The organism is Plesiocystis pacifica SIR-1 (assembly GCF_000170895.1).
GTDB classification, from domain to species: Bacteria; Myxococcota_A; Polyangia; order Nannocystales; family Nannocystaceae; genus Plesiocystis; species Plesiocystis pacifica.
Genome location: NZ_ABCS01000019.1, coordinates 62,120 through 87,679, shown reverse-complemented (window position 1 = coordinate 87,679; position 25,560 = coordinate 62,120). Strand labels below are relative to the sequence as shown.

Annotated in this window: 21 protein-coding genes; 8 read left to right on the top strand and 13 right to left on the bottom strand. The window is 72.4% G+C overall.

Annotated elements, in window-relative coordinates; translation table 11 throughout:
• Positions 1–13: 13 nt before the first annotated feature.
• On the top strand, positions 14–1,303 hold the full coding sequence (locus PPSIR1_RS12360; RefSeq protein ID WP_157595480.1) for a hypothetical protein: 1,290 nt from the start codon (positions 14–16) through the stop codon (positions 1,301–1,303).
• A gap of 18 nt (positions 1,304–1,321) precedes the next feature.
• Positions 1,322–2,506 carry a serine/threonine-protein kinase gene (locus tag PPSIR1_RS49245; RefSeq protein WP_006971402.1) on the top strand — a complete coding sequence of 395 codons (1,185 nt, stop codon included), beginning with the start codon at positions 1,322–1,324 and terminating at the stop codon, positions 2,504–2,506.
• A gap of 1,441 nt (positions 2,507–3,947) precedes the next feature.
• On the opposite strand, the gene PPSIR1_RS12350 is transcribed toward PPSIR1_RS49245, so the two are convergent.
• The 5 genes from PPSIR1_RS12350 to PPSIR1_RS12330 form a co-directional block, all read right to left on the bottom strand.
• Positions 3,948–5,618 (bottom strand): leucine-rich repeat domain-containing protein, encoded by a 1,671-nt coding sequence (locus PPSIR1_RS12350; RefSeq protein ID WP_006971400.1) that lies wholly within the window; start codon positions 5,616–5,618, stop codon positions 3,948–3,950.
• 27 nt (positions 5,619–5,645) lie between these two features.
• Positions 5,646–6,620 (bottom strand): hypothetical protein, encoded by a 975-nt coding sequence (locus tag PPSIR1_RS12345; protein ID WP_157595479.1) that lies wholly within the window; start codon positions 6,618–6,620, stop codon positions 5,646–5,648.
• A 243-nt stretch (positions 6,621–6,863) separates the two neighbouring features.
• Positions 6,864–7,895: an ADYC domain-containing protein gene (locus PPSIR1_RS12340; RefSeq protein ID WP_006971397.1), complete on the bottom strand. Its 1,032-nt coding sequence runs from the start codon at positions 7,893–7,895 to the stop codon at positions 6,864–6,866.
• 168 nt (positions 7,896–8,063) lie between these two features.
• Entirely contained in the window at positions 8,064–8,726 is a 663-nt protein-coding gene (locus PPSIR1_RS12335; RefSeq protein WP_006971396.1) for an RNA polymerase sigma factor, read from the bottom strand.
• Positions 8,727–8,759: 33 nt separating this feature from the next.
• On the bottom strand, positions 8,760–9,329 hold the full coding sequence (locus PPSIR1_RS12330) for a hypothetical protein (protein WP_006971395.1): 570 nt from the start codon (positions 9,327–9,329) through the stop codon (positions 8,760–8,762).
• A gap of 50 nt (positions 9,330–9,379) precedes the next feature.
• On the opposite strand from PPSIR1_RS12330, the gene PPSIR1_RS12320 reads away from it, so the two are divergent.
• Together PPSIR1_RS12320 and PPSIR1_RS12315 are read left to right on the top strand one after the other, a co-directional pair.
• Positions 9,380–11,188: a GMC oxidoreductase gene (locus PPSIR1_RS12320; RefSeq protein ID WP_006971394.1), complete on the top strand. Its 1,809-nt coding sequence runs from the start codon at positions 9,380–9,382 to the stop codon at positions 11,186–11,188.
• Between the two features lie 130 nt (positions 11,189–11,318).
• Complete coding sequence (locus PPSIR1_RS12315; RefSeq protein ID WP_045115881.1) at positions 11,319–12,323, top strand: ADP-ribosylglycohydrolase family protein; 1,005 nt, start codon at positions 11,319–11,321, stop codon at positions 12,321–12,323.
• A gap of 1 nt (position 12,324) precedes the next feature.
• Here PPSIR1_RS12315 and ftsW read toward each other — a convergent pair whose 3' ends face one another.
• The gene (gene ftsW / locus PPSIR1_RS12310; protein ID WP_157595478.1) at positions 12,325–13,692 is read right to left on the bottom strand and encodes a putative lipid II flippase FtsW; all 1,368 of its coding nucleotides are present in this window, start codon (positions 13,690–13,692) and stop codon (positions 12,325–12,327) included.
• Positions 13,693–13,857: 165 nt separating this feature from the next.
• On the opposite strand from ftsW, the gene PPSIR1_RS42510 reads away from it, so the two are divergent.
• Positions 13,858–15,459 carry a serine/threonine-protein kinase gene (locus tag PPSIR1_RS42510; RefSeq protein ID WP_006971391.1) on the top strand — a complete coding sequence of 534 codons (1,602 nt, stop codon included), beginning with the start codon at positions 13,858–13,860 and terminating at the stop codon, positions 15,457–15,459.
• 1 nt (position 15,460) lies between these two features.
• On the opposite strand, the gene PPSIR1_RS12300 is transcribed toward PPSIR1_RS42510, so the two are convergent.
• Positions 15,461–15,676, bottom strand: coding sequence for a hypothetical protein (locus PPSIR1_RS12300; protein ID WP_006971390.1), 216 nt, complete (start codon positions 15,674–15,676; stop codon positions 15,461–15,463).
• 296 nt (positions 15,677–15,972) lie between these two features.
• Positions 15,973–17,376: an asparagine--tRNA ligase gene (asnS, locus tag PPSIR1_RS12295; RefSeq protein ID WP_006971389.1), complete on the bottom strand. Its 1,404-nt coding sequence runs from the start codon at positions 17,374–17,376 to the stop codon at positions 15,973–15,975.
• Between the two features lie 57 nt (positions 17,377–17,433).
• Here asnS and PPSIR1_RS12290 point away from each other — a divergent pair, with 57 nt between their 5' ends.
• Both PPSIR1_RS12290 and PPSIR1_RS12285 read left to right on the top strand, forming a co-directional pair.
• Positions 17,434–18,201 (top strand): 7-carboxy-7-deazaguanine synthase QueE, encoded by a 768-nt coding sequence (locus tag PPSIR1_RS12290; protein ID WP_157595477.1) that lies wholly within the window; start codon positions 17,434–17,436, stop codon positions 18,199–18,201.
• 62 nt (positions 18,202–18,263) lie between these two features.
• Positions 18,264–18,632 (top strand): hypothetical protein, encoded by a 369-nt coding sequence (locus tag PPSIR1_RS12285; protein ID WP_157595476.1) that lies wholly within the window; start codon positions 18,264–18,266, stop codon positions 18,630–18,632.
• A 13-nt stretch (positions 18,633–18,645) separates the two neighbouring features.
• Here the strand turns inward: PPSIR1_RS12285 and PPSIR1_RS12280 are convergent, their stop codons facing one another.
• The gene (locus tag PPSIR1_RS12280) at positions 18,646–19,689 is read right to left on the bottom strand and encodes a hypothetical protein (protein ID WP_157595475.1); all 1,044 of its coding nucleotides are present in this window, start codon (positions 19,687–19,689) and stop codon (positions 18,646–18,648) included.
• Between the two features lie 91 nt (positions 19,690–19,780).
• On the opposite strand from PPSIR1_RS12280, the gene PPSIR1_RS12275 reads away from it, so the two are divergent.
• Positions 19,781–21,433: a serine/threonine protein kinase gene (locus tag PPSIR1_RS12275; RefSeq protein WP_006971385.1), complete on the top strand. Its 1,653-nt coding sequence runs from the start codon at positions 19,781–19,783 to the stop codon at positions 21,431–21,433.
• Here PPSIR1_RS12275 and PPSIR1_RS12270 read toward each other — a convergent pair.
• Genes PPSIR1_RS12270 through ilvC form a run of 4 tightly spaced genes read right to left on the bottom strand, consistent with a single transcriptional unit; the run spans position 21,430 to position 25,515 of the window.
• Positions 21,430–22,479 (bottom strand): threonine ammonia-lyase, encoded by a 1,050-nt coding sequence (locus PPSIR1_RS12270; RefSeq protein WP_006971384.1) that lies wholly within the window; start codon positions 22,477–22,479, stop codon positions 21,430–21,432. The two genes, PPSIR1_RS12275 and PPSIR1_RS12270, sit on opposite strands and share 4 nt — an antisense overlap.
• Entirely contained in the window at positions 22,473–22,775 is a 303-nt protein-coding gene (locus PPSIR1_RS12265; protein WP_006971383.1) for an ACT domain-containing protein, read from the bottom strand. Before PPSIR1_RS12265 ends, PPSIR1_RS12270 begins: the two co-directional genes overlap by 7 nt.
• Positions 22,776–22,825: 50 nt before the next feature.
• A complete protein-coding gene (gene ilvG / locus PPSIR1_RS12260) occupies positions 22,826–24,487 on the bottom strand; it encodes an acetolactate synthase 2 catalytic subunit (RefSeq protein WP_006971382.1) in 1,662 nt (553 codons plus the stop codon).
• Positions 24,484–25,515, bottom strand: a complete 1,032-nt coding sequence (ilvC, locus tag PPSIR1_RS12255; RefSeq protein WP_006971381.1) for a ketol-acid reductoisomerase — start codon at positions 25,513–25,515, stop codon at positions 24,484–24,486. Before ilvC ends, ilvG begins: the two co-directional genes overlap by 4 nt.
• Between the last annotated feature and the right edge of the window lie 45 nt (positions 25,516–25,560).

Here is a 25,560-nt window from a genome sequence, read left to right as displayed (position 1 = left end):
TATGCTCTGTCTCGTGCGCCCCGCTGCCACGCTCTGGCCCTCGCTGCTCGCGCTCGCGCTCGCGCTCGGCTGCGCCGACGACTCGGCCCTCGACGACGCCAGCGACACCCAGACGAGCGCGGGCAGTGACGAGCTCGGCGAGACCGGCGAGGCGCTCGGCTGCGAGAGGCCCGTGGAGCTCCCCGACGGCGCGGTCGACCCGGTGCCCTGGCAGCTCGCGGGCGAGGTCGCCCTGGCCGACGACGGCTCGACGGCCACGCTGGCCATCGAGATCCCGGCCGACCAGCGCTACCTGGCGATCCGCACCTCGCCCGTCGACGGCGACGAGGCCGACAACGCCCAGCTGTGCCACGACCTGCTCGAGGCCCACCTGATCGCCGCGGACCGCTCGCTGATCCCCGACGAGGACGCCCCGCTCACCGACACGGATCAGCGCCGCTTCGCCGGCCCGGGCGCGGGCGTGTTCGCGTTCTCGAACACCCTCGAGCCCCTGCTGCCCCCGGGCGCCGAGGACACCCTCGAGCTGCGCCTGCAGATGCGCAACTGCATCGCCGGGACCGAGGCCTCGCGGGCCTTCTTTCCCGACATGGCCACGCAGCTGCGCGTCGAGGTTGCGAGCGAGCCACAGTGGAGCGAAGCCCCCAAGCCCGACGCCCCCGCGCGCCTGGCCGCGCGCATGCTCGTGGCCGAGGACAGCGGCTGGGGCCTGAGCGCGGACGACCCGGCCATGGCCGAGGCCTGGGCCGTCGCCGTCGAGCGCTTCGCCGCGGCCAACATCGAGCTGAGCCTCGAGGCCGAGGGCACGACGGGCGCGGTCGGGACCCTGAGCTACGACGCGACCATGCTGGCCCTGCGCGAGCTCCACGGCGAGGCCCTCGCCTGCCTGCGCGGGGCCGAGGACGACGAGCGCTTCGTGCCCGTGGTCGCCGTGCCCTGCGTCTACCTCGAGACCCCGGGGAGCTCCTCGCAGCTGTTCGGCCACAACCCCCACGTGCCCGGCGTGTTCGACGAGACCACCAACCCGAGCCTGGTGGTCCTGGCCGCGGGCGCCTGCCTCGACGACGGCTCCCCCGAGCCGGTCAAGACGCCCACGGCCCACGGCCTGATCCTCGCCCACGAGATCGGCCACTACCTCGGCCTGCACCACAGCGACGTGTCCCTGGGCGAGCACCTGGCCACGGGCCCCGAGGCGACCTTGATGCGCTCGGACATCAGCATGGCCAGCGACCCGAGCTCGGCCTACTTCTCGACGCCGCAGGCGGAGGTCATGCTGCGCCACCCCGACCTGCGCGAGCCCCTGTGAGCCTGGAGGCCCCGATCCATGGACGAGTTCGGGAGCACGAGCGAGGTCGAGGCCCACACCGATGTCGACGCGGGCGTCGACGCCAGCATCGACGCCGCCTCGGTGGTCGGCCTCGACGAGCTCGAGGCCGCCCGCGACGAGGGGCCGTCGACGGACCGCGAGCTCAGGCGCAAGCGCCTGGCCGCGATGATGTTCGGCGAGGACACGGGGCCGAGCCACTTTGGCCGCTACCTGCTGCTCGAGCACCTCGGTGAGGGCGGCGTCGGCACGGTGCAGCTCGCCTACGACGCCGAGCTCGACCGCCGCGTCGCCCTCAAGCTGCTCCGCGCCCACCACAACGTGTCCGAGGCCGCGCGCCTGCGCATGCGTCGGGAGGCCCAGGCCCTCGCCCGGCTGTCCCACCCCAACGTCGTGCCCGTCTACGAGACCGGGGAGATCGACGGGCAGGTCTACATCGTCATGGAGTTCGTGGTCGGGCAGACCCTGCGCGCTTGGGCCCGCGGCGGCGAGGGGGGCCAGGCCAGGCGCTCGTGGTCCGAGATCCTCGAGGTCTACCTGCAGGCGGCCCGGGGCCTCGCGGCCGCCCACGCGACCGGCGTGGTCCACCGCGACTTCAAGCCCGACAACGCGATCCTCGGCGAGGACGGGCGGGTCCGCGTGCTCGACTTTGGCCTGGCCCGGGACGCCCGCTCGAGTGCGGAGGAGACCGCCCCGCCAGAGACAGGCGACGCCGAGCAGACCGGGGGCTCCCTCGATCCGGACGCGTCGGGGCGGGCTGCCCTCGGGCTCGAAGAAGACGCAGATGAAGACGCAGACGAGGGCGCCCTCGAGCACGCCGTGACCCGGCCCGACGCCAACCCCAGCGCGCGCTCGGGCAGCCAGCCCGCCGGCGAGGGCTGGGTGTTCGAGCGCACGTCCACGGGCGAGCGCCCGAGCAGCTTCGACGAGGACCTGACGGCCACCGGCGCCGTCCTGGGCACCCCCGCCTACATGGCGCCCGAGCAGTACCTGCGCGCCAAGGTCGGGCCCACGGCGGACCAATATTCGTTTTGCGCCGCGCTCTTCGAGGCCCTCTACGACCGCCGCCCCTTCGCCGGCAAGACCCTGTCACCACCTGCCTCGAGCGCCGGCTCTCGGCCCTCGACAGCGCCGCCGAGCTCCTCGCCGAGCTCGAGCCCGAGGCCGCGACGCCGGCGAGCCTGAGCAAGGCCGTCGAGCTCGTCGGCGAGCTCCCCCGGGTGCAGCGCTGCGCCGAGCTCGACGCCCTCTCGGCGGCCCTGCCCCCGCCCGAGGATCCGGCCCTCGCCGCGTCCGTGGAGACCCTTCGCCGCGAGGCGATCCACGCCCAGACCCTCGAGCGCGCCGGCCGCTACGGCCCGGCCCTCGCCGCCGCCCGCGAGCTCCGCAGCGAGGCCGAGCCCCTCGACTACGCGCCCCTGCTCGCCGAGCTCGACCTGCTCACGGGGCGCGTGCTCGTCAAGATGGACGAGCGCGCCGGCGCGCTCGCGCCCCTGCGCGAGGCCAGCGTGACGGCCTACGCCTGGGGCATGCACGCCGTGGGCGTGGAGGCCCGGGCGCGGCACCTCTACGTCGCGGCCACGGTGTCCCCTGATGAGACGGCGGCGGCCCCCGGCGTGGACACGGCCCAGACCGCGGACCTCGACCTGGCCCTCGCCGAGGCCCTGGTCCGCGACGACCCCGACGGCGCCTTCGCCCACACCCTCTTGCTCAACAACGCGGGCATCGTCGCCATGAGCCGCGGGCAGCTCGGGCCCGCCCGGGACTACCTCGGCCGCGCCCTCGAGGTCCTCGACGCCCACCCGGAGCTGCGCGAGCTCGAGCTGAGCTCCGTGGCCATGAACCTCGCCCTGCTCAGCCCCGAGCCGACCCGCCGCCGGGCCCTCGTCGAGCGGAGCGTCCGCGCCCTCGACGACGAGCTGGGCCCGGCGCACCCCATGACCCTCAACGCGACCTTGCTGCTCAGCCACGCCGTCGCCGATCGCCCCGAGGCCGTCGAGCTGCGCGCGCCGACCTGCGCCCGCTACCGCCGCTTTCACCCCGACCAGCTCCAGGCCAGCGCCGAGTGCCTCTACGCCCTGGCCTTCCTGCGCCTGTCCCAGCGCGAACTCGACGACGACACGGCGAGCGACACGGCCGCGCTGTTCGCCGAGCTCCCGGGCTTCAGCGACGCCAGCTCGGGCCCGGACACCCGCGCCGTCGCGCGCATCGCCGAGGGCTACGTCGAGCTCCTCGACGGCTCCCCCGCCCTCGCCGAGCACCACTTTGGCGAGGCCCTCGCCCTGCTCGCGCCGCTCTCGGAGCAGTGGTGGCTCGACCGCCACGTCGCCCACGCCGAGCTCGGCCGCGGCCTGAGCCTGCGCGCGCGCTACCGCCACGAAGCGGCCAGCGAAGCCTTCGCCGCCGCCGAGGCCCGGCTCCGCGCCATCACCGAGCGAAGCCACGACGTCGACCTCGACCGCGACCTGGCCCGCGTCCGCGTCCTCTGGGCCGAGAGCCTGATCGCCGTCGATAGCGAGCGCGCCCAGGCCCGCACGCTGCTCAACCAAAGCCGGGTCTGGTACGCCGACGCGGGCCCGGACTACGCCGGGGAGCTCGCGGCGGTCGATCGAGCCCTCGACGCGCTCTAAAGAGGCGTCTCGCGCAGGCTCGCTCGAAGGGCCGCGACGGCCTCGCGCCCCACGAAGCTCCAGCCCAGGCCGCGCGCCTCCCAGGCCTCGGCGTAGGGCGACTCCTCCCCGAGCTCGAGGGACAGCGAGCGCAGCGCGGGGAGGCTCTCCAGCCCGGTGATCGTCTCGAGCTTGTCCATCTCGCCGATCTCCAGCTCCCGCAGCTTCACGCAGCCCGAGAGATCCAAGCCCTCGACCTCGTCCTTGTCCCCGATGTGCAAGATCTCGAGGCTGGACAGCCGCCCGAGCACGCTGCAGTCGCGCAGCCTCCAGTCTTCGAGGATCTCCCCGTCCCCGTACTTGGGCCCCACGAGCCGGAGCTCGCGCAGCTTGGGCAGCCGCTCGAGCACGCCGAGGTCCTCGACGGTCGAGGGCAGGCTGAGGACCTCGAGGCGCTCGAGCTTGGCGAGGAAGTCGAGGGACTCGATGCCCTCGCAGCCGTGCAGGTCGAGGCGCTCGAGCTTGACGAGCTCGGCGAGGACGCCCGGGTTCGCGACGTTGCGGCGGTTGAGGTCGAGGGCCCGCAGCTGCGTCAGCCCGCGCAGCCGCTCGAGGTCGCAGGTGAGCTCGGGCCAGCTGTCGGTGGGCTCCTCCCCCGCGCACAGGGCCAGCTCCCGCAGCCCTCCCAGGCTGCTGAGCTCGGGCTCCTCCTCGGTCTCCATGTAGACCTCGTAGCGCAGGCGCTCGAGCCCGGAGAGCGCCCCGAGGGCGGGCGCGGGCGCGTCCGGGTCGTCCCAAAAGTAGCAGCTCAGAGCGCGCAGGCGGGGGTCCTCGACGAGGCCCAGGAAGTGCCTGGGATGGAACAGCTCGGCCTCGATGACGACCGCGTCGCTCAGGTGGACGAGCGCCCCCTCGACCCCGTCGACGCCCCGGAGCACCAGACGCTCGAGGGCCGGCATCGGCGGCAGCGGGCGCCCGCCGAGGTCCAGGTTGGTGAGCTCGAGCAGGCGCAGCCGCTCCAGGCGAGAGCCGCCCAGGCCGCCCAGGCCCGCGACGGCGTCGAGGTGCAGCTCCTCGAGCGCGACCGACTCGGGCAAGCAGCGATCGCTCAGGTCGCAGCGCCCGAGCTCGAGGCGGCGCAGCTCGGTCAGCGGCGCGAGCTCGTCGACCTCGAAGGCCCGATCGCGCGCGGCCCCGTCCCAGACCTTGAGCGCGCGCAGGCCCGGGGTGCGCCCGAGCTTCAGCGCGACCTCGTCGAGGGTCGCCAGGGAGATGTTCAAGGTCTGCAGCCCGAGCAAGGCCGGGGCGGCCGGCCAAAAGGAGGCCCCGGTGCACAGGTCCTTCCCCGACGCCCCGCGCTTGGGCCAGCCCAGGTTCAGGTCCAGCTGCGTCAACCCAGCGCCCGCCTCGGAGCTCAGCGTCGCCGGGCGCCAGGGCTTGGCCCAGTGGGCGTGGCTCAGGTCGAGGCGACGGACCAGCGACCACCCGGGGTGCTTGGGCTGCCAGACCCGCCACATGCGCGCGGCGTCGGGCCAGGCGTCGAGCTGCGCCTCGACGGGCGCGAGCGCGAGCGCCTCGCCAGCCTTGGCCTGGGCCGCGAGCGCGTCCATGAGCTTGGCGAAGGCGGCCTCGGAGGGCGGGCGCGAAGCGAGGGCGAGGACCGAGGTGGCGGGCTCGGGAGAGCTCATGGCCGAGCATACCCCGGGCCGCGCGAATCACGAGGTCAGGAAATAAAGATGCGTGAAGTGGGAGGCCGTCTGCAAGAACACCTCCCGGCAGTTGCCGTCGTTCATGAGCGCGAGCGTCTGCTCCAGCTTCGCAGACGCGTCGGGGAGCACGGCGTCGCCGAGGGTGCCGTGGGCCTCGCACAGGGCCTCGATGAGCTGGAGGTCGACCTCCGGGTCGGGGCAGCGCGGCTGGGCCCGCTCGAGCAGCGCGTCGATGTCTCCCGCCCGGGTCTCGGGCCCGACCTCGATCCCAAGCTTGTCGAAATATCCGAACGCGGCCATCTCCCACAGCACGCCGGCCGGGGTCGTCGCGGCCGGGGGCTGGACCCACTCGAGCACCTCGCGCTCGTCCTCGTAGCCCCAGTCCAGGGCGCAGTCGAACAGGCTCAGCGAGACGGCCGGACCCTCTGGGCAGCGCAGCGAAGTCGCGATCCAGCTGGCCGCGAAGTCCAGCAAGGTCCGCTGCGGCGGGCGCTCGAGCACGCGCAAGCTGAGCTCGAGCTCGCCGCACTTGATCGGGCTGCGCTCCCGGAGCGCCCGCAGCGTGGCGTTGGGGTGGGTGAAGCTGCTGCAGGTCGCCGTACACATCGGCTCGGGGACGGCCATCCGCACCTGCGAACCTTCGAACAGCGCGGCGACTGGGATGTGCTCGATGCTGCGGTCGCCAAAGCGAGCTCGGGGGCGCTCGGGATCCGCTTCGATGCCGCGCAGGATGTCGAGGGCCACCGCGAGGTTCGGGGGTTGACGACGCCGCAACCACGCGAACCTGGCCGCCTCGGAGATGGTCTGCGCCGCCAGGCTGGGCGCGCACGCCTCGAGGCCGTGAAGCTGAACGAAGGCATCCAGCCGCGCGCGGGCTCGGGGCTCGCTGGCGCGGAGCACCTCGGCGCTCAGCAGCCCATCCTCCGCGAGGTCGACGGTGGCGAGGAGCAGGGCCCAGCGCTCGCCGTAGCTTCGACTCACGACGACGCCGATCACTCCGCCCTCGCGCCAGCCCGCCCCGATGAAGCTCGGCCCGAGCGGCCACCCCTCGGCGGACTCGAGGCTCTGGGGCCTCGGCCCCCGCGCTCGCCCCTGCCTGCGCCCTCGTTTTCCCCCGCCCGCCACGCGCTGCCCGACCGGGCTCAGCCTACCAGGCCTCGAGGGCGTCCATGGTCGCCGCCGAGGGCCCGGCCATGGTGTGGCTGACCGTCGCCTCCGATTCGTTCACTCGGGGTCTTCGGCGTGGAAGGAGACCAGCGCGTGCTCGCTCGGCTCGAAGTCGTCGCAGGTCGGGATCTCCCCGCACAGCGCGATGATCTCCTCGCGCTCGGCGTGGCGCGGGACGTTCAGGCACAGCGCGCCGTCCTCCCCCCAGATGGCCTCGATCTCCAGGTCCTCCGGGGGCTGGAACCAGTTCTTTTGGTTTTGCCAGTACATCGGCGTGCCCATCTCGGTGTGGGTGTCCTCGCCGCAGTAGCGCGCGGTCAGCATGTGCATCATCGCGTCGTTGTCCGCGCGGGTGACGTCCTGGGGCGCGGGGTTGTTGACGTCGTAGCCCATCAGCACCTTCTTGGCGAAGGCACCGCCCGCGCAGCCGATGGTCCCCCAGGACTCGGCCTCGCCGTCCGCGTCGATGTTCTCGACGGGGAAGCCGAACCAGTCGTAGGCCTCGGCCTGGATGATGATCGCGTCGTTCGAGGGCAGCTCGCTCGGGTCCGCGTCCTCGGTCCAGGTGTTCGAGGTGCACAGGTCGTGGCGGACCTCCTCGGGCTCGTCGTGCTTGCGGAACTCGAACTCGTAGGTCGGGTAGAACATGCCGGGGACGAGCTTCGACTCGACGCCCTCGGGCCAGTACTCGGTCAGGTAGACCGAGGTCCGCTCCTGGGAGAAGTCGTTCTCGAACACCATCTCGGTGCCGACGAGGTCGTGGCCGAGCAGGGTGTCGCCCTGGGCGTCGATGGCCCACAGCAGGTTGCCGGCGAGCTCGAGGTCGATCTCTGCGTCGTCGGGCCCGATGACCTCGACGAGGCGCTCGTCGGCGTTGGAGGCCTTGCCGTCGATGTTGACGGAGATCGAGCCGCCGATGCTCGCGTTGGTCCCGCACAGGTGCGTGGGACACTGCCCGAAGTTCAGGGTCTTGTTGTAGACGTAGACGCTGCGCAGCGAGTCCTCGGTCTCGGTCTCGGTGCCGCTGTCGCAAGCGGCGAAGGTCAGGAGGCTCAGAGCGAGGGTGGCGATGGTGGCAGGGGTACGCATGGGGCTGTCCGTCGGTGGCGGTTCACCCCAGAAGTGCGCCCCCGCGGCGCTTTCATCCGGCTTCCTCCACCCCATTACAAAACCGGCGCGTGTGTTTGGGCGCGAGTTCCGGCTCGCTGCTGCGTTGCAAAAAACTTCGAAAAAAGTGACTCAGCCAGAGAACGCCCCTCAGGCCCCGTCCGCGTCCATCCAGTCGTCTCGCAGACCCCGCGCCCAGGCCTCGAGGCCAGCCTCGTCGAGGCCGCCGAGCTCCGCCCCAACCTCGTCTGGTCCCGCGTCGACCCCGATGGGCTTGCCGCCGGTCTTGGCCAATCGCGTCATCCGCCGGCGCAGGTCCTTGCGCGCGCGGAACAGTCGGCTGCGCACCGTGGCCGGCGCGACCTCGAAGATCGTCGCCAGCTCCTCGAGCGCGATGCCCTCCCAGTAGTGCAGCTCGATCAGCATCTGCTGCTCGACGGGGAGCTCGCGCAGGGCCAGGAGCAGCTGGTGCTTGCGCTCGCCGCGGATCAGCTTCGAGGGCGCCGAGGTCCCCAGATCCGCCAGCGAGGTCACCGCGAAGTCCACCCCCTGCTTCGCGCGCTTGCGCAGGTGCCGGTAGAGCTCGTGCTTGGCGATGGTGAACAGGTAGGTCCGAAAGCTCGCCTGCTTGCGGAAGCCCTCGGCGTACTTGACCAGGGCGAAGAAGGTGCCCTGCACGAGGTCGTCGACGTCGTCGGCCAGCTTGTTCTCGAAGAAGCGGCTGATGCTGTCGAAGTGACGCTGGAACAGCTCGTTGCCGGCCTTGCGGTCGCCGGCCCGCCAGCGATCGAGGAGCTCGAAGTCAGAGGTCACCACGCGAAGCTAGCAGCTCGGACCGCGGCGAGCTCAAAAGCGCAGATCTACGGCGAGACCACCGGCAAATCCCCAGCCCGCGGCCGCGGACGGGCGGGCGGTCCACCACGGAGTCACGCGCAGCGCGTGGCGCATGGCCGCCTCCCCACCCAGGCCATCCGCGCCCTCGAGCTCCGTGCGTCGCTGCTTGCGCTCGCGCACGCCCCGAGCGATGGCCAGGCCCGAGCCCGCCACGAGCAGGGCCCCGAGGGTGTAGCCGAGCCCGACCGCGGCGTAGGCCAGGCCCGGCGGATCGAGGGTGCACACGCCGAGCTCGTCGGTGCTCGGCGGCTCGGCGCAGTAGTCCCGCCGCGCGTTGGCTCGCCCGAGCTCGACGCTCGCGTAGGCGACCATGCCCACCGCCGTCGCGCCCATGATCGCGCCCAGGCTGATCTCGACCGCGCCCGCGCCCCCGAGCCGGGGCGAGCGAGTCCGCGACGAGGAAGGCTGCGATCCCGCCTCGGCCGCCGGGCTCGGGCTGGGAGCGGCCGCGGCCGTGCTCGGCAGCGCGAGCGCGAGGGCGATCAGCGCCGCGAAAAACCGGCGAAGCGCGGAGGAACGCACTCTCCCAGGATAGCGCGTCGGCCCTGGCCATTCGGTGCTAAAAGCCCCCAATGGCCGCGCCCGAGGCGAGTGCAGCGTCGATCGACCACGACTACATCATCATTGGCTCGGGCTTTGGCGGCAGCGTCTCGGCCATGCGCCTGGTCGAGAAGGGCTACGACGTGCTCATGCTCGAGAAGGGGCGCGAGCTGAAGGCCGCGGACTTCCCGAAGACCAACTGGCGCCTGCGCCGGTGGCTGTGGATGCCGCGGCTGGGCTTCCGCGGCCTGTTCCAGATGCGCTTTTTCAGGCACATCACCGTGCTCGCGGGCGCGGGCGTGGGCGGGGGCTCGCTGGTCTACGCCAACACCCTGCCCATCCCCAAGAGCGATTTTTTCTCGGCCTCGAGCTGGGCCGAGCTCGCCCGCTGGGAGCGCGAGCTGATGCCCCACTACCTGGTCGCGCGGCGCATGCTCGGCGCCCGCAAGGTCCCCTTCCTGACCAAGCCCGACCGCCTGCTCAAGCAGATCGCCGAGGACCGCGGGCAGCCCGAGGCCTTCGAGTCCACCGAGGTCGCGGTCTACTTCGGCGCGCCCAAGGGCCCCGCCGGCGAGGCCCCGGTCAAGCCCGGCGCCACCCACCCGGACCCCTACTTCGGCGGCGAGGGCCCCGAGCGCACGGCCTGCATCCAGTGCGGCGCGTGCATGACCGGCTGCCGCCACGGGGCCAAGAACACCCTCGACAAGAACTACCTGTTCTTCGCCCGCAAGCACGGCATGAAGCTGCGGGCCGACTGCGAGGTGGTCGACGTGCGGCCGCTGCCCCCCGACCCCAGCGCCGAGGACCCGGACGCCCCCGCCGGCTACGAGGTCATCACCCGCGAGGGCACCGGCGTGCTCAACATGTTCCGCAAGCGCGGGCGCTACACGGCCAAGAAGGTGATCTTCGCGGCCGGCGTGCTGGGCTCCGTCGACCTGCTCTTGCGCCTGCGCGAGGGCGGCTCGTTGCCCAAGCTCTCGGGCCAGATCGGCTACCGGGTGCGGACCAACTCCGAGTCGCTGATCGGCGTGGTCGCGGGCACCCGCGACGAAGACATGAGCCGGGGCGTGGCGATTGGTTCGATCTACCAGACCGACGACCACTCCCACCTCGAGGTCGTGCGCTACGGCGACGGCTCGGGCTTCTTCCGCACGCTCATGGCCCCGCACGTCGGCGGCAACGCGCCCGGCCCCCTCAAGCTGGTCCAGGCCGCCGCCCGCTCCCTGCGTCAGCCGCTGCGCTTCCTCAAGAGCTACTTCGTGCCCCACTGGGCCCGCAACACCATCATCTTGCTGTACATGCGGACCATGGAGGGCACGCTCCGCATGCGCCACCGGGGCTTCCTGACCCGGCGCCTGGCCAGCGACCTCGAGGGCCAAGAGTGCCCCGTCGCGTCCATCCCCGAGGCCACCGAGCTCGCCGAGGCCATGGCCGAGAAGACCCAGGGCTTCACCGGCTCGATCTTGACCGAGACCGCCCTCAACATCCCGACCACCGCGCACATCCTCGGCGGCGCGTGCATGGGCCGCAGCGCCAAGGACGGGGTCATCGACGAGGCCCACCGGGTGTTCGGCTACGCGGGCCTCTACGTCATCGACGGCTCGGCGATCTCGGCCAACCCCGGCGTCAACCCGAGCCTGACGATCACCGCCCTGGCCGAGCGCGCCATGAGCAAGATCCCCTGCAAGCAGACCGGGCGCCGCTCGCCCCTGCCCGCCCAGGCTCGCTCGGCGCTGCCGCTGCTCCAGCCGGGCGAGCGCTGGGAGGCGCTGGGCCTGGGCAAGCTGCCGGCCGAGGCCTCGAGCGCGCCGGCTCAGGGCATGACGCTGCCGGACGTGTGAGCGGCGTCGACAGCTTGTCGCCGGTGCGGTCCGTCTTCGCCACATCGGCGCGCAAGCTCCTCGTTGGCGACCGCGGGCTCTCGATGCGCGCCCCCGAGCGCTGGCACGCCGGTTGCTCTTCACAGCGGCGATGCCCACTCTCGAACCACTCGCAGGGGTCTTGCTCGGAACAGCCGTGGGAGACGCCATCGGCCTACCCCACGAGGGCCTGCACCCTCGACGCATCGCCCGACGGCTCGAGCGAGCGCCCCTGCGCCACCGCATGGTGCTCGGCCGCGGCATGCTCAGCGACGACACCGAGCACGCGTGGATGGTCGGCCGCGCCCTCGCCGAGTCGAAGGGTGAGCTCGACGCCTTCACCCGCGCCTTCGCCCGACAGCTGCGCCGCTGGGTCCTGGCCCTCCCGCCCGGCGTCGGGCTGGCGACCCTGCGCGGGACCCTGCGGCTGGTCGTCGGCGTCCCTCCCGAGCGCAGCGGCGTCCACTCGGCCGGCAACGGCCCCGCGATGCGCTCGGCGCTGCTCGGCGTCTACGCCCGCGACGACGCCCACCTCGCGCAGCTCGTCCGCGCCTCGACCCGGATGACGCACACCGATCCGCGCGCGGAAGACGGGGCCCTGCTCGTCGCCCGCCTCGCGCGACAGCTGGCCGCGGGGGCCCTCGACCGCGCCATCGTCGACTCGATCCGCGACCCCGAATTCCGCGAGCGCGCGCGCGGGGCCTGGACCGGCGGCGACGCCTCCCTCGAAGACTACCGTCAGCGCGCAGGCTACGAGCGCGGCGTGTCTGGCTTCGTCGTCCACACGGTGCCCGCCGCCCTCTACTGCGTCATGGCCGGAGCCGACGCGCGCGCCAGCCTCGAGCTCGCGGTCCGACTGGGCGGCGACACGGACACGACGGCGGCCATCGTCGGCGCCCTGGTCGGGGCGCGAGACGGCGTCGGCGGCCTCCCCCAAGACTGGCTCGAGGGCATTTGGGACTGGCCGCTGACGACCGACAGCCTCGACGCGCTCGCCAGGGCGCTCGCCTCCGACCAGCCACCGCCGCGACACCGATGGTTGGCCGCGATCCCGCGCAACCTCGCCTGCATCGCCGTGATCGTCGGCCACGTGACGCTGCGCCTGCTCGGGCGCTAGCTCAGCGCCGCGTGTTGGGTCGGGTCTGGCGCGGCTGGACCTGCGCGCGCGGCTGCCCGGCCTGCTTGCCCAGGCCCGCCCGCGCGGCGAGGCCCGTGGCCGTCTCGCGCAGCTTGGTCGCCCAGCTCGGCTCGTCCGGCGCGGGCGCGCGACCGCGGCCGCGCATGTCGCTGATCGCCCAGGGCTTGGGTCGGCGCGAGATCGAGAGCAGCACGCCGATCGCGGCCATGGACACGAGCAAGCTCGAGCCGCCGTAGCTGACGAAGGGCAAGGTGATGCCCTTGGCCGGCATCACCGAGAGCACGACGGCCATGTTGATCAGCGCCTGGAGCCCGAACAGCGCCGACAGGCCCACGGCCAGGTAGGTGCCGAAGCGGTCCTGGGCCTGGCGAGCGATGACCAGGCCGCGCCAGACCAGCAAGATGTAGAGCCCGACGACGGTGGCGATGCCCAAAAAGCCGAGCTCTTCGCCGATCGTCGCCAGGATGAAGTCGGTGTGGTTCTCGGGCAGGAAGCCCAGCTTTTGGCGCCCGTTGCCCAGGCCCAGACCAAAGGGCCCGCCCGAGCCGATGGCGATCAGGCCCTGCTCGACCTGGTAGTCGTCGCCGGACAGGAAGCTCTCGACGCGCTCGCGCCGGTAGCCGACGTTGACGATCTGCGACCAGGCCAGGGGCGCGGCGACCATGATCGCGGCGAGCACCCAGCTCGCGCGGGTGCCGGCGACGTAGAGGAGGATCAGCGTGGTGGTCCCGAGCAGCACCGTGGTGCCCAGGTCCTTCTCCATCAAGATCAGCGCCATGGTCGCGCCCGCGGCCAGCATCGGCGGGAGGAAGCCGGCCTTGAACTGCCGGATCTGCTCGCCGCGGCGGGCGAGGGTCGCGGACAAGAACGCGACCAGCGCGATCTTCGCGATCTCCGAGGGCTGCATGTGGATCGGCCCGAGGTCGATCCAGCGCCGGGCGCCGTTGATGTCGTCGGAGATGAACAGCACGAGGACGAGCAGGCTCACCGCCACGCCCATGAGGTGGGGTGAAAACCGCCGCAGCACCCGGTAGTCCACGCGGCTGACGGCGAGCATGACCGCCGTCCCGAGGATCAGGAACACGCCCTGGCGCTCGAGGAAGAACTCCCACGAGCCCGCGCGTCGGCTGCCCAGCCAGCTGCTCGAGCTGTAGACCATGACCAGGCCGACACACGCCAGCGCGAGGGCGGCGAAGAACAGCCAGGGGTCCATGGCCTGGTCAAAGCCCAGCCCGCTGCCTCGACCGGCCGAACGCGCGCCGCTTCGCGCCCCGCGCTCGGGGGCGTCGGCTCGATCGCTGGGGGTCTGCGCGACGGACTCGCCGGGGCTCGAGGCAGACTCGGACACGATCGGCACCGAAGCATGCACCGCCCGCGTGAGCAAAAAATCGACGTTTCACGGGGAAGACCGCCGATTTCGGTGGGTCCCCACCTTGACCTCCGTGAGTCTGCTTGCGTTGATTGACGAATGAAACGGGCGGGCAAACGGACTCCCCCCGTGGGTTCCACCGCCATGGCCAACCGGCTCCAGCCTTCGTCCGCGAAGCAGCCCAGCGTCTCCGCTGGGCCGCCGGCGAAGCCCGAAAACCCCCCGACGCACGCTGAGTCAGAACCCGGTCTCAGCCACCACGGCGCGGCCAAGCTGGGCATCGGCTCCATCGATCAGCGGGCGCTGTTCCAGCAGGTCTCGAGCAAGCTGTTCGGCGCCGCGCACGAAGTTCGAGAGACGCAGATCGGTCGCTTCGTCGTCGACCACCGCCTGGGCGCGGGGGGCATGGGCGTGGTCTACCTCGCCCGCGATCCCGAGCTCGGCCGCAAGGTCGCGATCAAGCTCCTGCACCCCGAGATCGCCCACAGCGACGGGGCCGAGCAGGCCCAACGACGCATGCGCAACGAGGCCCGGGCCATGGCCCGCGTCAGCCACCCCAACGTCGTCCACATCCACGAGGTCGGCGAGCACTCCGGGCGCCTGTACCTGGCCATGGAGTACGTCCGCGGCGCGACCTTGGACGAGTGGGTGCGCGAGGAGCCGCGCTCGCCCCGGGAGATCCTCGACGTGTTCGCCAAGGCCGGCGAGGGCCTCTACGCCGCGCACCGGGCCAAGATGGTCCACCGCGACTTCAAGCCCGACAACGTGCTGATCGGCTCGCAGGGCGTGGTCAAGGTCGCGGACTTCGGCGTGGCCGGGGCGATCCGCACCGCCCAGCGCGAGCTCGGCAGCACCCTCGACATCACCTCCGTGTCCCTGGCGACCATCGAGGCCTCGACCGGCGGGGTGCTCATCGGCACGCCGCTGTACATGTCGCCCGAACAGATCCTGCGCGAGAAGGCCACGCCCAAGAGCGACCAGTTCGCGTTTTGCGTCGCGCTCTACGAGGCCCTGGTCGGCGAGCGCCCCTACCCCGGCTCGACCCTGTCCGAGCTGACCGACGCCGTGACCCTGGGCAAGCGAAACCCGCGGCCGCAGAAGCTGCCCGGCGTCCCCGACTCGGTCTTCGACGTCCTCGATCGCGGCCTGGCCGTCTACCCCGACGATCGCTGGCCGTCCATGCGCGAGCTGATCGACGCCCTCTCCCAGGCCGCCGAGCCGTCCTGGGCCGCGCGCTGGTCGGGGCTGCGCCCGGTCGCCGTGCCCCTGGGCATCGTCGCCATCGCCGTGACCGCGGCGCTCGGCGGCTACGCCCTGGCCAAGGCCCGGCCCTGGGGTGGCGGCGCCGAGCCGAGCGCGGCTAAAGAGCAGGGCGCCGAAGCGCCGAGCGCCTCGGGCATGGCCTCGGCCTGCGAAGACCCCAAGGCCTACATCGCCCGCTCGTGGCCCGAGGCCGGCGACCCCAAGGTCGAGGCCGCGCTCGAGGCCGCGGGCGCCCCCGTCCAGCCCACCCTGGCTCGCCTCGACGGCTACGCGATGCGCTGGGCGACCATCGCCAAGCGCGTGTGCCGGAGCGAGGGCGACTCCCAGGAGCTCCAGCGCGAGCGCGCCTGCTTGGAGGACGCCTCCGTCGCGCTGTCGATCCTCGCCGAGGAGCTCGCCGCCCTCGACGAGGCCGAGGACATCGAGCCGCTGTTCTCGACCTTGCCGGATCCGCGGCGCTGCACCCTCGAAGGGGTGGAGTAGCTCACAGCCGCGGGGCGTCGGGGCTCAGGGTCACGGGCAAAATCTCGACGAAGCGCAGGCACAGCTTGCTGTTGCGGTGCCTGGCGCGGGGGCCGTCGACGAAGGCCTCGCTCAGCGAGCCCATGCCCCAGCGGCGGCTGAGGTGCAGGGCTTGGGCCTGGCGACTGGCGACGCACACGCTGTGCTCCTTGCCGGTGCTGGTTTGCTGCGCATCCATGCTGGAGGGGGGAGTGTCGACTTCGAGAGCTTTTGTTCGGGGCGAGCAGAAAAAGTCGACTTTTGTGCCCTGCTGAACCCCTGCTACGCGCGTTTCCTCCAGCGATCACTTCACGCCTGGCGGCGCGAAGTCGGCACCCTGCATCCAAGGCGTTCTTCGTCCCCGCCACGCTACGCCCCCGCTCGCGGGGGCGACCACATGCGGTCTGAGGAGGCACGACCCCCCCTTGCCTTACAGCCAAAGAGGAGGAGCGGAGCGACGAGCGTCACCGGCCCGAGACGGCTGCGGGGGCAAAATCAGAACTCGCAGGTCCGCGGTGTACGCGGGAAAGGGATCACGTCGCGGATGTTCTCCATGCCCGTCGCGTACATCACCAGCCGCTCGAAGCCGAGGCCGAAGCCGGCGTGCGGGGCCGTGCCGAAGCGGCGGGTGTCGAGGTACCAGTCGTAGTCCTCGACGCTCAGGTGCGGGTCGCTGGCGAAGATGCTCTCGAGCACGTCGAGGCGCTCCTCGCGTTGGGAGCCGCCGATCAGCTCGCCGATCTTGGGCACGAGCAGGTCCATGGCCGCGACGGTCTTCCCGTCGTCGTTGCGGCGCATGTAGAAGGCCTTGATCTCCTTGGGGTAGTCGACCACGAAGGTCGGGCGCCCGAGGATCTCCTCGGTGATGTAGCGCTCGTGCTCGGCCTGGAGGTTCTTGCCCCACTCCACGGGGAACTCGAAGCTCTTGCCGGACTTCTCGAGCAGCTCGACGGCCTCGGTGTAGGTGATGCGCGCGAAGTCGGCCTCGGCGACCTTGGTGAGCCGCTCGATGAGGCCCTTGTCGATGCGCTTGTCGAAGAACGCGAGGTCCTCGGCGCAGTCCTCGAGGGCCGTCTTCAACATCGCCTTGACGAAGTCTTCGGCGAGCTGGCAGTCGTCGTCGAGATCGTGCCAGGCCATCTCCGGCTCGATCATCCAAAACTCCGAGGCGTGGCGGCTGGTGTTGGAGTTCTCGGCGCGGAAGGTCGGGCCGAAGGTGTAGATGTCGGACAGGCCGAGGGCGAAGGTCTCGCCGTTGAGCTGGCCGGAGACGGTCAGGAAGGTCGGCTTGGCGAAGAAGTCCTGCTTGTCGTCGACGGCCCCCTCGTCGTCCCGGGGCGGGTCGCCGACGGGCAAGGTGGTGACGCGGAACATCTCGCCGGCGCCCTCGGTGTCGCTGGCCGTGATGATCGGGGTGTGGATGTAGTAGAAGCCGCGCTCGCCGAAGAAGCGGTGGACGGACTGGGCGAGGGCCGAGCGCACGCGGAACACCGCCCCGAAGGTGTTGGTGCGCACGCGCAGGTGGGCCTGCTCGCGGAGGAACTCGAAGCCGTGGCGCTTCTTTTGCAGCGGGTAGCTCGGGTCGGCCTTGCCGACGATCTCGACCTTGGTGGCCTTGAGCTCGACGCGCTGGCCCTTGGCCGGGGACTCGATCAGCTCGCCCTCGACGCTCAGCGCCGAGCCCGTGGTCAGGTGGGTGATGGCCTCGTAGTCGTCGACCTCGGGGGGCACGACGACCTGCAGGGAGCCGAAGCTGGAGCCGTCGTTGAGGCTGATGAAGGTCACCTTCTTGCCCGAGCGGACCGTGCGGGCCCAGCCCTTGACGCGCAGGTTGAGCGCGCCGTCGGCGGGGATCTCGGCCTGGAGCGCTTGGGCGATCTTGGTTCGCGGCGACTGCATGCGCGCAAGGGTAGCCAGACCCTGGCGCCGCGCAAAGAGATGGGCGAGCATCCGGCCGTGGCCGACCTCAAACCCGAGCGCAGCCCCAGCTTGCGGGTCCAAGAGCGCTTCGTCTCGATCCAGGGCGAGGGCTCGCTGGTCGGCGTGCGCAGCAGCTTCGTGCGGGTCTCGGGCTGCAACCTGCGCTGCGTGTGGTGCGACACGCCGCGGACCTCGTGGGCGCCGGAGGGTGAGCGGGCGAGCCTCGACGCGCTCGTGGACTGGTGCGGGGCGCCCGGCCAGCCGCGCCACGTGGTGCTCACGGGCGGCGAGCCCCTGCTGTTCCCGGCGTGCGCGGAGCTCAGCGCCCGGCTGCGCGCCGCGGGCCACCACCTGACCATCGAGACCGCCGGCAGCCTGTGGTGCGAGGGCGTCGAGGCCGACCTGATGTCGATCTCGCCCAAGCTCAGCCACAGCACCCCGTGGGCCCGGGCCGCGGCCGAGGGCAAGCCCAGCCTGGCCCAGCGCCACGAGGACGCGCGCTTGGACCTCGAGGTCCTGGCCAGGCTGATGGCGGCGGCGCCGTGGCAGCTCAAGTTCGTGGTCCGCACCGCGAGCGACGAAGCCCTGCTCGCGGACCTGGCCGAGATCGACGCCCTGGTCGACGCCCTCGCGGTCCCGCCAGCGCTGCGCGACCGCGTGCTGCTCATGCCCGAAGGGCGCGACCTGAACGCGCTGAGCTCGGGCTACGCCCGCGTCGACGCGGTGACCCGCGAGCGCCACAGCCCCTACCGGCTCGGGCTGCGGCTGCACATTCACCTCTACGGCGACACCCCAGGGACCTAACGGCACTCGAAGGCGCGAAACTCGGGTTGGAAACCACGGCCAGTTCGACGATCGTGGACGCCATGGTGCAGCTCAAGATCGGTCTCCCCATGGCCCTCGCCGCCTTCGCCCTGCTCGCGCCCGCTTGCGATCGCCCGGCGGCCGACTCGACCCCGCCCGCCGACGCGGACGCCAAGGCGGACACCCCCGCGGATCCGCCCGCCGACTCGACCCCGCCCGCCGACTCGACCCCGCCTGCCGACGCCAACGTCGGCACCAACACCCCCGCGGATCCGCCCGCCGACGCGGCCTACGACCCCTGCGCGGGCAAGGCCTGCGGCGAGGGCTGCACGGTCTGCCCGCCCGACGACGCTGACTGCAACGAGACGGCCGTGGTCAAGCAGTGCAACGCCAAGGGCGAGTGCTCGCCCGAGGCGCCCACCTGCGAGTGAGCCACCGAGAAGCTCAAAGCTCGACGAGGATCGGGACCGTCGTCGTCGTCTCCCCCGAGGGCGCGACGGTCACGGGTCCGTTGGGCAGGCTGACCCCGTCCCCCGTACCCGGGAACAGGGTCTCGGCGAGGTTCTGATCGCGGTCGAGGAAGGCGGTGATCTTGTAATCGCCAGGGTGCAGCTGGTCGATCAGCAGCTCCCCCGAGACCGCACCGGCCTCGACGGTGGTCAGCAGCGAGCGGGAAAAGTCGCACAGCTCGTTGATCCCGCAGTCTTGCTTGGACAGCAGCACCCACGCGTCCCCGGGCATCGCCAGCGGGTCCATCCAGGTCACCGTCGCGCGCAGGCTCGGCATCTCGGGGAAGGGCGCGTCGCCGGCCCCCTGGCTCTCGAGGCCCTCGGGCAGCCCCTCGGGCACGGGCCGGGTCTGGACCCGCTCGGCCAGCCAGTACACGTGCTGCATGCCCTTGACCTTCACGTCGAGGACCAGGTGCTCGGCGTCGTCGAACTCCCACAGCGCGTCGATGTAGTCGCAACCCCCGTCCAGGGCGCAAAAGCGGTAGCTCGCCGGGCCCTCGCCCGCGACCCCCTCGTGCTCCACGAGCACGGTCCGGGAGTCGCGGAGGATGCCCAGGAAGTAGCCGCCGTTGCGGTAGATGAGCGTATCGGTGCCAGCGATGGTCTCGACGGAGAAGGCGAAGCGCAGGGAGTTGGCGGCGTCGAGGTCGGCGCGGGAGAACAGCACCTGCCCGTCGACGAACTGCAGGTCCATGTTCATGGTCGGGAAGGCGCCCAGGGGCGTCATGGTCACCGGCCCGGTCCACAGCCCCGCCAGCGCTGGCACGAACTCGAGGCCGGCGGGCCCCTCGGCGCCCGTGTCCGTGCTGTCTCCCGGGCTGGTCTCGGTGCCCTCGGTGGTCTCCGGCCCAGGCTGGGTCTCCCCGACCTCGTCGCCCGCGCCCCCGCCGAGTTCGCCGCTCCCGTCCTCGCCACAGGCGAAGGCGAGCCCGCACGCGAGCAGGGCAATGGAAACAAAGGGGGGGCGATGCGTGGCCAAGGACATGAGTCTACAACCCCGGCGCGGCCCGAAGGTGTTCCCCGTGATACGTGCGGTTGACCACGGGGTCAGCGGCGTGTGAGAAGGAAGCGTGACCCGCGTGGGCGGCTACACCTTGCTGCGCAAGCTCGGCGAGGGCGGCATGGGAGAGGTCTGGCTCGGCCGGCGGTCCACGACGATCGGCGCTGCGAAGATCGTCGCCATCAAGATGCTCGGGGCGCGCCACGCCGACTCCGAGCCCCTGCGCCAGATGTTCGTGCAAGAGGCCCGGCTGTCCATGGGCCTGACCCACGCCAACATCGTCCAGGTCTTCGACGTGATCGCCGAGGGCTCGACCTGCTGCATGGTCATGGAGTGGGTCGACGGCCTCGACCTGGCCCGGCTCACGGCGCGGCTGCGGGCCCAGGGCGGGCGGCTCAACGTCGGGCTCGTCGCCCACGTCGTCGCCAAGCTGCTCCGCGCCCTCGACTACGCCCACAGCGTCGACCACCGCGGGACCAAGGGGCAGATCATCCACCGCGACGTCTCGCCGCAGAACGTGATGCTGTCCGTCGAGGGCGGAGTCAAGCTGATGGACTTCGGCATCGCGCGGCTGTCGAGCGACGAGACCAGCGGCGGGCACATCCGCGGGAAGCCGCGCTACATGCCGCCCGAGCAGCTGCGCGGCAACGCCCGGGAGCCGACCATCGACCTGTTCGCGGTCGGGGCGATCCTCCACGAGCTCCTCGACAACAAGAAATTCCGCAGCGAAGCCGCCGACGACGGCGAGCTCTACGGGATGATCCTCGCCGGCCGGATCCCGCCCCTCGACAACGCGAACGTGCCGCCCGAGCTCGACGCCCTGCGCGTGGCCTTGCTCGCGGCGGATCCTGGGCAGCGGGTCCAGTCAGCCCGCGAAGCCCTCGCGCTCCTCGATCGCTGGCCCGGCCTGCGCGACCTGAGCTTCGAGCTCGAGGCCCTCGTCCGGCAGTTCGTCGAGTCCGACGCCCTGCCGCAAGGCACCGAGCCGACCCAGGCCGCGCACTCGAGCTCGGCGATGGTCGGGACCGAGGAGGTCACGGAGACGGGCGTGGACGTCGGCGAGCCGTCCCCCGCGCGCCCCCACTCGGGCCCGAGCTCGGCGGCGAGCTCGGGGCTGGCGCTCAGCGAGCTCTCCGTCGACCTCCACACCCGCACCGGGGAGCGCACCGCGACCGAGGCCGACCGCGCCGCCCCGCGGGGACGCGCGACGACCAAGCCCTCGCGCGAGCCCTCGGCAGCCAACGCGAGCGACGAGGGCCCGACCCAGCTCTCCCACCTCTCGCAGACCCGCTCGCCCAGCCCCAAGCGCGCAGGACCCCCGCCCTGGACCGTCGCCTCGCTGCTCGTCGTCGGCTTCCTGGGCCTGCTCGTGGTGTTCTTCGTGCGCTGGAACCAAGAGGCCCGGGAGCGCGCCGCGAAAGAGGCCGAGACCCCGACCGTCGAGGTCGGCGACGGCGCGTGGTCGACCTGCAGCCCCAGCGAGACCGTCGAGGACTGCAACCAGCTGTGCGCCCGCGCGGGCAGCCGCTGCATCAAGGGCGGCTGCCCCCTCGAGCCGGGCTGCACCACCCCCGGCTGCGAGGGCGCGACCCAGCTGTTCGGCGTGACCGATCAGGTCTGCCGGGACCCGGGCTCCGGGCAGTCGCAGCTGACCGACTGCGACTCGCCCGTGCGCTCGTCCCTCAACGGCGAGCTGCGCTGCTGCTGCCAGGCCCCTGACTAACCGCGCTCGCGGTCCTCACCGGTGAGCACGGTCAGCAGGCGCCGCGGGTCCACGTTGCCGCCGCTGAGCAACACGGCCACGCGACCGCCCCGAAAGCGCGACGCGAGCTGGTGGGCGCCGGCCAGCGCGGCCGCGCCCGCGCCCTCGGCGAGCTGGCCCAGGGTCTCGGCGTACCAGCGGATCGCCCGAGCCAGGGCGTCCTCGTCGACCAGGACCATGTCGTCGACCAGGGCGCGCATGACCGCCATGGTCTCGGCGACGACCCGACCCACGGCGAGGCCGTCGGCGAGGGTCGGCGCGGGCGGATGGCCGGCGTCGCTCCGCCCGCGCCAGGCCAGGGTCATGGCCGGGGCCGCCGCGCTCTGGACCCCGATGACCTGGGTGTGGGGGCTGCGCGCGCGCAGGGCGATGGCCGTGCCCGCGACGCAGCTGCCCACGCCGACGGGTACGAACACGGCGTCGAGGGGACCCGGCGATTGCTCGAGCAGCTCGAGGGCCCAGGTGCCGACGCCGGCGACGAGGGCCTGCGTGGCCCCGGGGTGGACGAGGGTCGCCCCGCGCTGCTCGGCGAGGCCGCGGGCGGCCTCCCAGGCGGCGTCGAAGTCCACCCCCGTGACGAGCAGCTCCGCCCCCAGCTCGCGCATGGCCCGGTTCTTGGCGGGATCGTTGCCGCGCGGGACGACCAGGGCGCAGCGGCTGCCGAAGCGGGCGCAGGCGTAGGCCAAGGACTGGCCGTGGTTGCCCCGGGTCGCCGTGACGTAGCCGCGGGCGCGCTGCTCGGGGCTCGAAGTGAGCAGCAGGTTCAGGCCCCCGCGGACCTTGAAGGCGCCGACGGGCTGGGTGTTCTCGAGCTTGACGAGGCAGTCGACGCCGACCCGCGCCGACAGCCCGGGGTGGCGCACGAGCGGCGTCGGCGGGAGCAGGCCCGACAGGCGCCGACGCGCGCCCAGGATCTCGGCAAAGCTGGGGCGCAGGCCCGCGAGCGCAGGATCCTCGATCTCGACCTCGGGCTGCGCCGGCGCGGACGGGGCGAGCGCGCCTAGCATGGTGGCCGCTCGCCGGTTGGGACGCGAGGGGGCCGGAGCACCACCTCGGACACGTCGTGGAGGCGGGCGAGCTGACGCTGCAGCACGCGGGCCGGCAGCGGCGTCGCCCGGGGCGTGGCCTCGAGCTGGGCGTCGACGCGCAGGCAGCCCGGCTCCCGCCACGCCCGCAAGTCGGCGATCGACCAGCCGCGGCGCCCGACGACCAGCAGCGCTCGGGTCAGCGCGCCTTCGGCTTCGGTGAAGCGAATGCTCAGTTGGGGACGGTCGGCGAGGATCGGCTGGCGAATCTGGGACATGACGGTGCGCTCTCTAGGCGGATGGAACGTTGGAGTTCGAAGGGGGACGCTCAGCTCGGCCCGCCGCGGGGCCCGAGCATCTGGGTGTTCAAGGACTGGCCGGGCGGCACCAGCGGCCACACGTTCTCGCGCGGGTCGATGACGCAGTGGCACAGCGTGGGGCCCTCGGCGGCGAGCAGGCGCTCGACGGCCTCGGCCTCCTGGTCGGCGCGCTCGATGCGAAAGGCGGGGATGCCCAGGGCCTCGGCGAGCTCGACGAAGTCGGGGTTGTCGGACAGGTCGATCTCCGAGTAGCGGGCCTCGAAGAACAGCTCCTGCCACTGGCGCACGAGCCCCAGGCAGGCGTTGTCCAGGAGCAGGATCTTCACGGGCAGGCCGTAGCGCTTCACCGTCGCCAGCTCCTGGATGTTCATCATGATCGAGCCGTCTCCGGTCACGCACAGCACGTGGCGCTCGGGCTCGGCCAGGGCTGCGCCGATCGCCGCGGGCAGCCCGTAGCCCATGGTCCCGAGGCCCCCGGAGCTCAGGTGCACCCGGGGCTCGGGGATGCGGCAGTGCTGGGCGACCCACATCTGGTGCTGGCCGACGTCGCAGGCGAGGATCAGCTCGTCGCCGAAGGCCTCGCTGACGCGGTCGAGCAAGCGGGGGGCGAACACGCCGGGGCCGGGGTGGTCGAGGCGGGGCCGGGCCGAGGCCTTGCGGGCCCGGCAGCGGTCGCGCCAGGCCGGGATGCTGCGCCGGCCCGAGAGCGCCGCGAGGGCGCTGGCGAGGTCGCCGATCAGCCGGACGTCGGCGGCCCGCAGCTTGCCGACCTCGCCAGGATCGACGTCGAGGTGGATGACCCGGGCCGCGGGCGCGAACTCGCCGAGGGCCATGGTCGCGCGGTCGTCGAAGCGGGCGCCGACGACCACGAGCAGGTCGCAGGCCTGGACGCTGGCGTTGGCGGCCGTCGTGCCGTGCATGCCCAGCATGCCCACGAAGGCGTCGTGCTCCCGGGGCAGCAGGCCCAGGCCCTTGAGGGTGGTGACGCAGGGGATTCCGCTGGCCTCGATGAAGGCGCGGAAGGCCTCGACGGCGCTGGCCATGGCCACGCCCCCGCCCGCGTAGACCAAGGGGCGCTCGGCGGCGTCGAGGAGATCCAGGGCGCGGACGAGGCCGGCCGGATCGACGGGCTCGGTCGCCGCGAGCGGGCGCCGAGCTGCCCCCTCGACGGAGGCCGGGGCCATCTGCACGTCCTTGGGCAAGTCGACGAGCACGGGCCCAGGCCGGCCCTCCCGAGCGATGGCGAAGGCCTCGTGGAGGGTCGAGGCGACCTGGTCGGGGTCGCGGACCAGGAAGCTGTGCTTGACGATCGGCATGGTCACGCCGAACACGTCGAGCTCTTGGAAGGCGTCGGTGCCCAGGACCTGGGTGGGGACCTGCCCGGTGATCGCGACCAGCGGGGCCGAGTCCATGGCCGCGTTGGCGATGCCGGTCACGAGGTTGGTCGCCCCCGGCCCCGAGGTCGCCAGGCAGACCCCGGGCTCGCGCCGCAGCCGGCCCCAGGCGTCCGCCGCGAGGGCGGCCGCCTGCTCGTGGCGAACGAGGACGTGCTCGATGGGGCTGTCCCGCAGCGCGTCGTAGACCGGCATGATCGCCCCGCCGGGGTAGCCGAAGACGTGCGTGCAGCCCTCGGCCTCGAGGGCGTGGACCAGGGCCTGGGCGCCGTTCATTGCGCGGCGCTCCGGTCTTCCTGGTCCGCGTCCCCGGGCCCCTCCTCGAGCCAGGTCATGCGCGCGCGCAGGGACCGGCCCACGGCCTCGATGGGGTGCTCGAGGTCGCGGGCGAGCATGCGCCGGTAGCTGGGCTTGCCGACCTGGTTCTCGACCAACCACTCCCGCGCGAAGGCCCCGGTCTGGACCTCCTCGAGGACCTCCTTCATGCGCGCCTTGGCCCCGGCGTCGACGATCCGCGGGCCGCGGCTGAGGTCGCCGTAGATCGCCGTCTCGCTCACGAACTGGTGGACCTTGGCCAGGCCGCCCTCGTGCATCAGGTCGACGATCAGCTTGAGCTCGTGGAGGCACTCGAAGTAGGCGATCTCGGGCTGGTAGCCGGCCTCGACCAGGGTCTCGAAGCCCTTGGTCACCAGCTCGGTCACGCCGCCGCAGAGCACGGCCTGCTCGCCGAATAGGTCGGTCTCGGTCTCCTCGGCAAAGCTGGTCTCGAGCACCCCCGCCCGGGTCCCGCCGATGGCGTGGGCGTAGGCCAGGGTGCGCGCGCGGGCGCTGCCCGTGGCGTCGCGGTGCACGGCCATCAGGCAGGGCACGCCGCAGCCGCGGGTGTACTCGCGGCGGACCATGGCGCCCGGGGACTTGGGCGCGACGAGGGCCACGTCGACGCCCGCGGGCGCGTCGATCTGGCCGTAGTGGACGTTGAAGCCGTGGGCGAACATCAGCAGCGCGCCGGGCTCGAGGTGGGGCGCGATGGCCTCGCGGAACACCGCCGGCTGGGCCGTATCCGGCAGCAAGATCATCACGATCGAGGCGCCCTGGACGGCCTCGGCGATGGGCCGGGGCGACCAGCCCTCGGCGCTGGCCTGGCGCGCGCTGGCCCCTCCCGGGCGCAGGCCCAGGACGACGTCGACGCCGGAGTCGCGGAGGTTGAGGGCGTGGGCGCGGCCCTGGCTGCCGTAGCCGACGACGCAGACGCGGGTGGAGGAGTCGAGGGTGGTGGTGAGGTCTCGCTCGGTGAAGACGTGCATGGTGTTGTCTCTGGGGATTGGTGTGGAGCTGGAGTCGGGGTGAGA

What these genes read in the sequence shown, in the direction of transcription:
- PPSIR1_RS12265 (WP_006971383.1), bottom strand. Translation starts at nt 22,775, where the DNA reads ATGTCCCAGATTCGCCAGCCGATCCTCGCCGACCGTCCCCAACTGAGC.
- PPSIR1_RS12320 (WP_006971394.1), top strand. Translation starts at nt 9,380, where the DNA reads ATGGCCGCGCCCGAGGCGAGTGCAGCGTCGATCGACCACGACTACATC.
- PPSIR1_RS12340 (WP_006971397.1), bottom strand. Translation starts at nt 7,895, where the DNA reads ATGCGTACCCCTGCCACCATCGCCACCCTCGCTCTGAGCCTCCTGACC.
- ilvG (WP_006971382.1), bottom strand. Translation starts at nt 24,487, where the DNA reads ATGAACGGCGCCCAGGCCCTGGTCCACGCCCTCGAGGCCGAGGGCTGC.
- asnS (WP_006971389.1), bottom strand. Translation starts at nt 17,376, where the DNA reads ATGCAGTCGCCGCGAACCAAGATCGCCCAAGCGCTCCAGGCCGAGATC.
- PPSIR1_RS49245 (WP_006971402.1), top strand. Translation starts at nt 1,322, where the DNA reads ATGGACGAGTTCGGGAGCACGAGCGAGGTCGAGGCCCACACCGATGTC.
- PPSIR1_RS12300 (WP_006971390.1), bottom strand. Translation starts at nt 15,676, where the DNA reads ATGGATGCGCAGCAAACCAGCACCGGCAAGGAGCACAGCGTGTGCGTC.
- PPSIR1_RS12285 (WP_157595476.1), top strand. Translation starts at nt 18,264, where the DNA reads ATGGTGCAGCTCAAGATCGGTCTCCCCATGGCCCTCGCCGCCTTCGCC.
- ilvC (WP_006971381.1), bottom strand. Translation starts at nt 25,515, where the DNA reads ATGCACGTCTTCACCGAGCGAGACCTCACCACCACCCTCGACTCCTCC.
- PPSIR1_RS42510 (WP_006971391.1), top strand. Translation starts at nt 13,858, where the DNA reads ATGGCCAACCGGCTCCAGCCTTCGTCCGCGAAGCAGCCCAGCGTCTCC.
- PPSIR1_RS12315 (WP_045115881.1), top strand. Translation starts at nt 11,319, where the DNA reads ATGCCCACTCTCGAACCACTCGCAGGGGTCTTGCTCGGAACAGCCGTG.
- PPSIR1_RS12270 (WP_006971384.1), bottom strand. Translation starts at nt 22,479, where the DNA reads ATGCTAGGCGCGCTCGCCCCGTCCGCGCCGGCGCAGCCCGAGGTCGAG.
- PPSIR1_RS12350 (WP_006971400.1), bottom strand. Translation starts at nt 5,618, where the DNA reads ATGAGCTCTCCCGAGCCCGCCACCTCGGTCCTCGCCCTCGCTTCGCGC.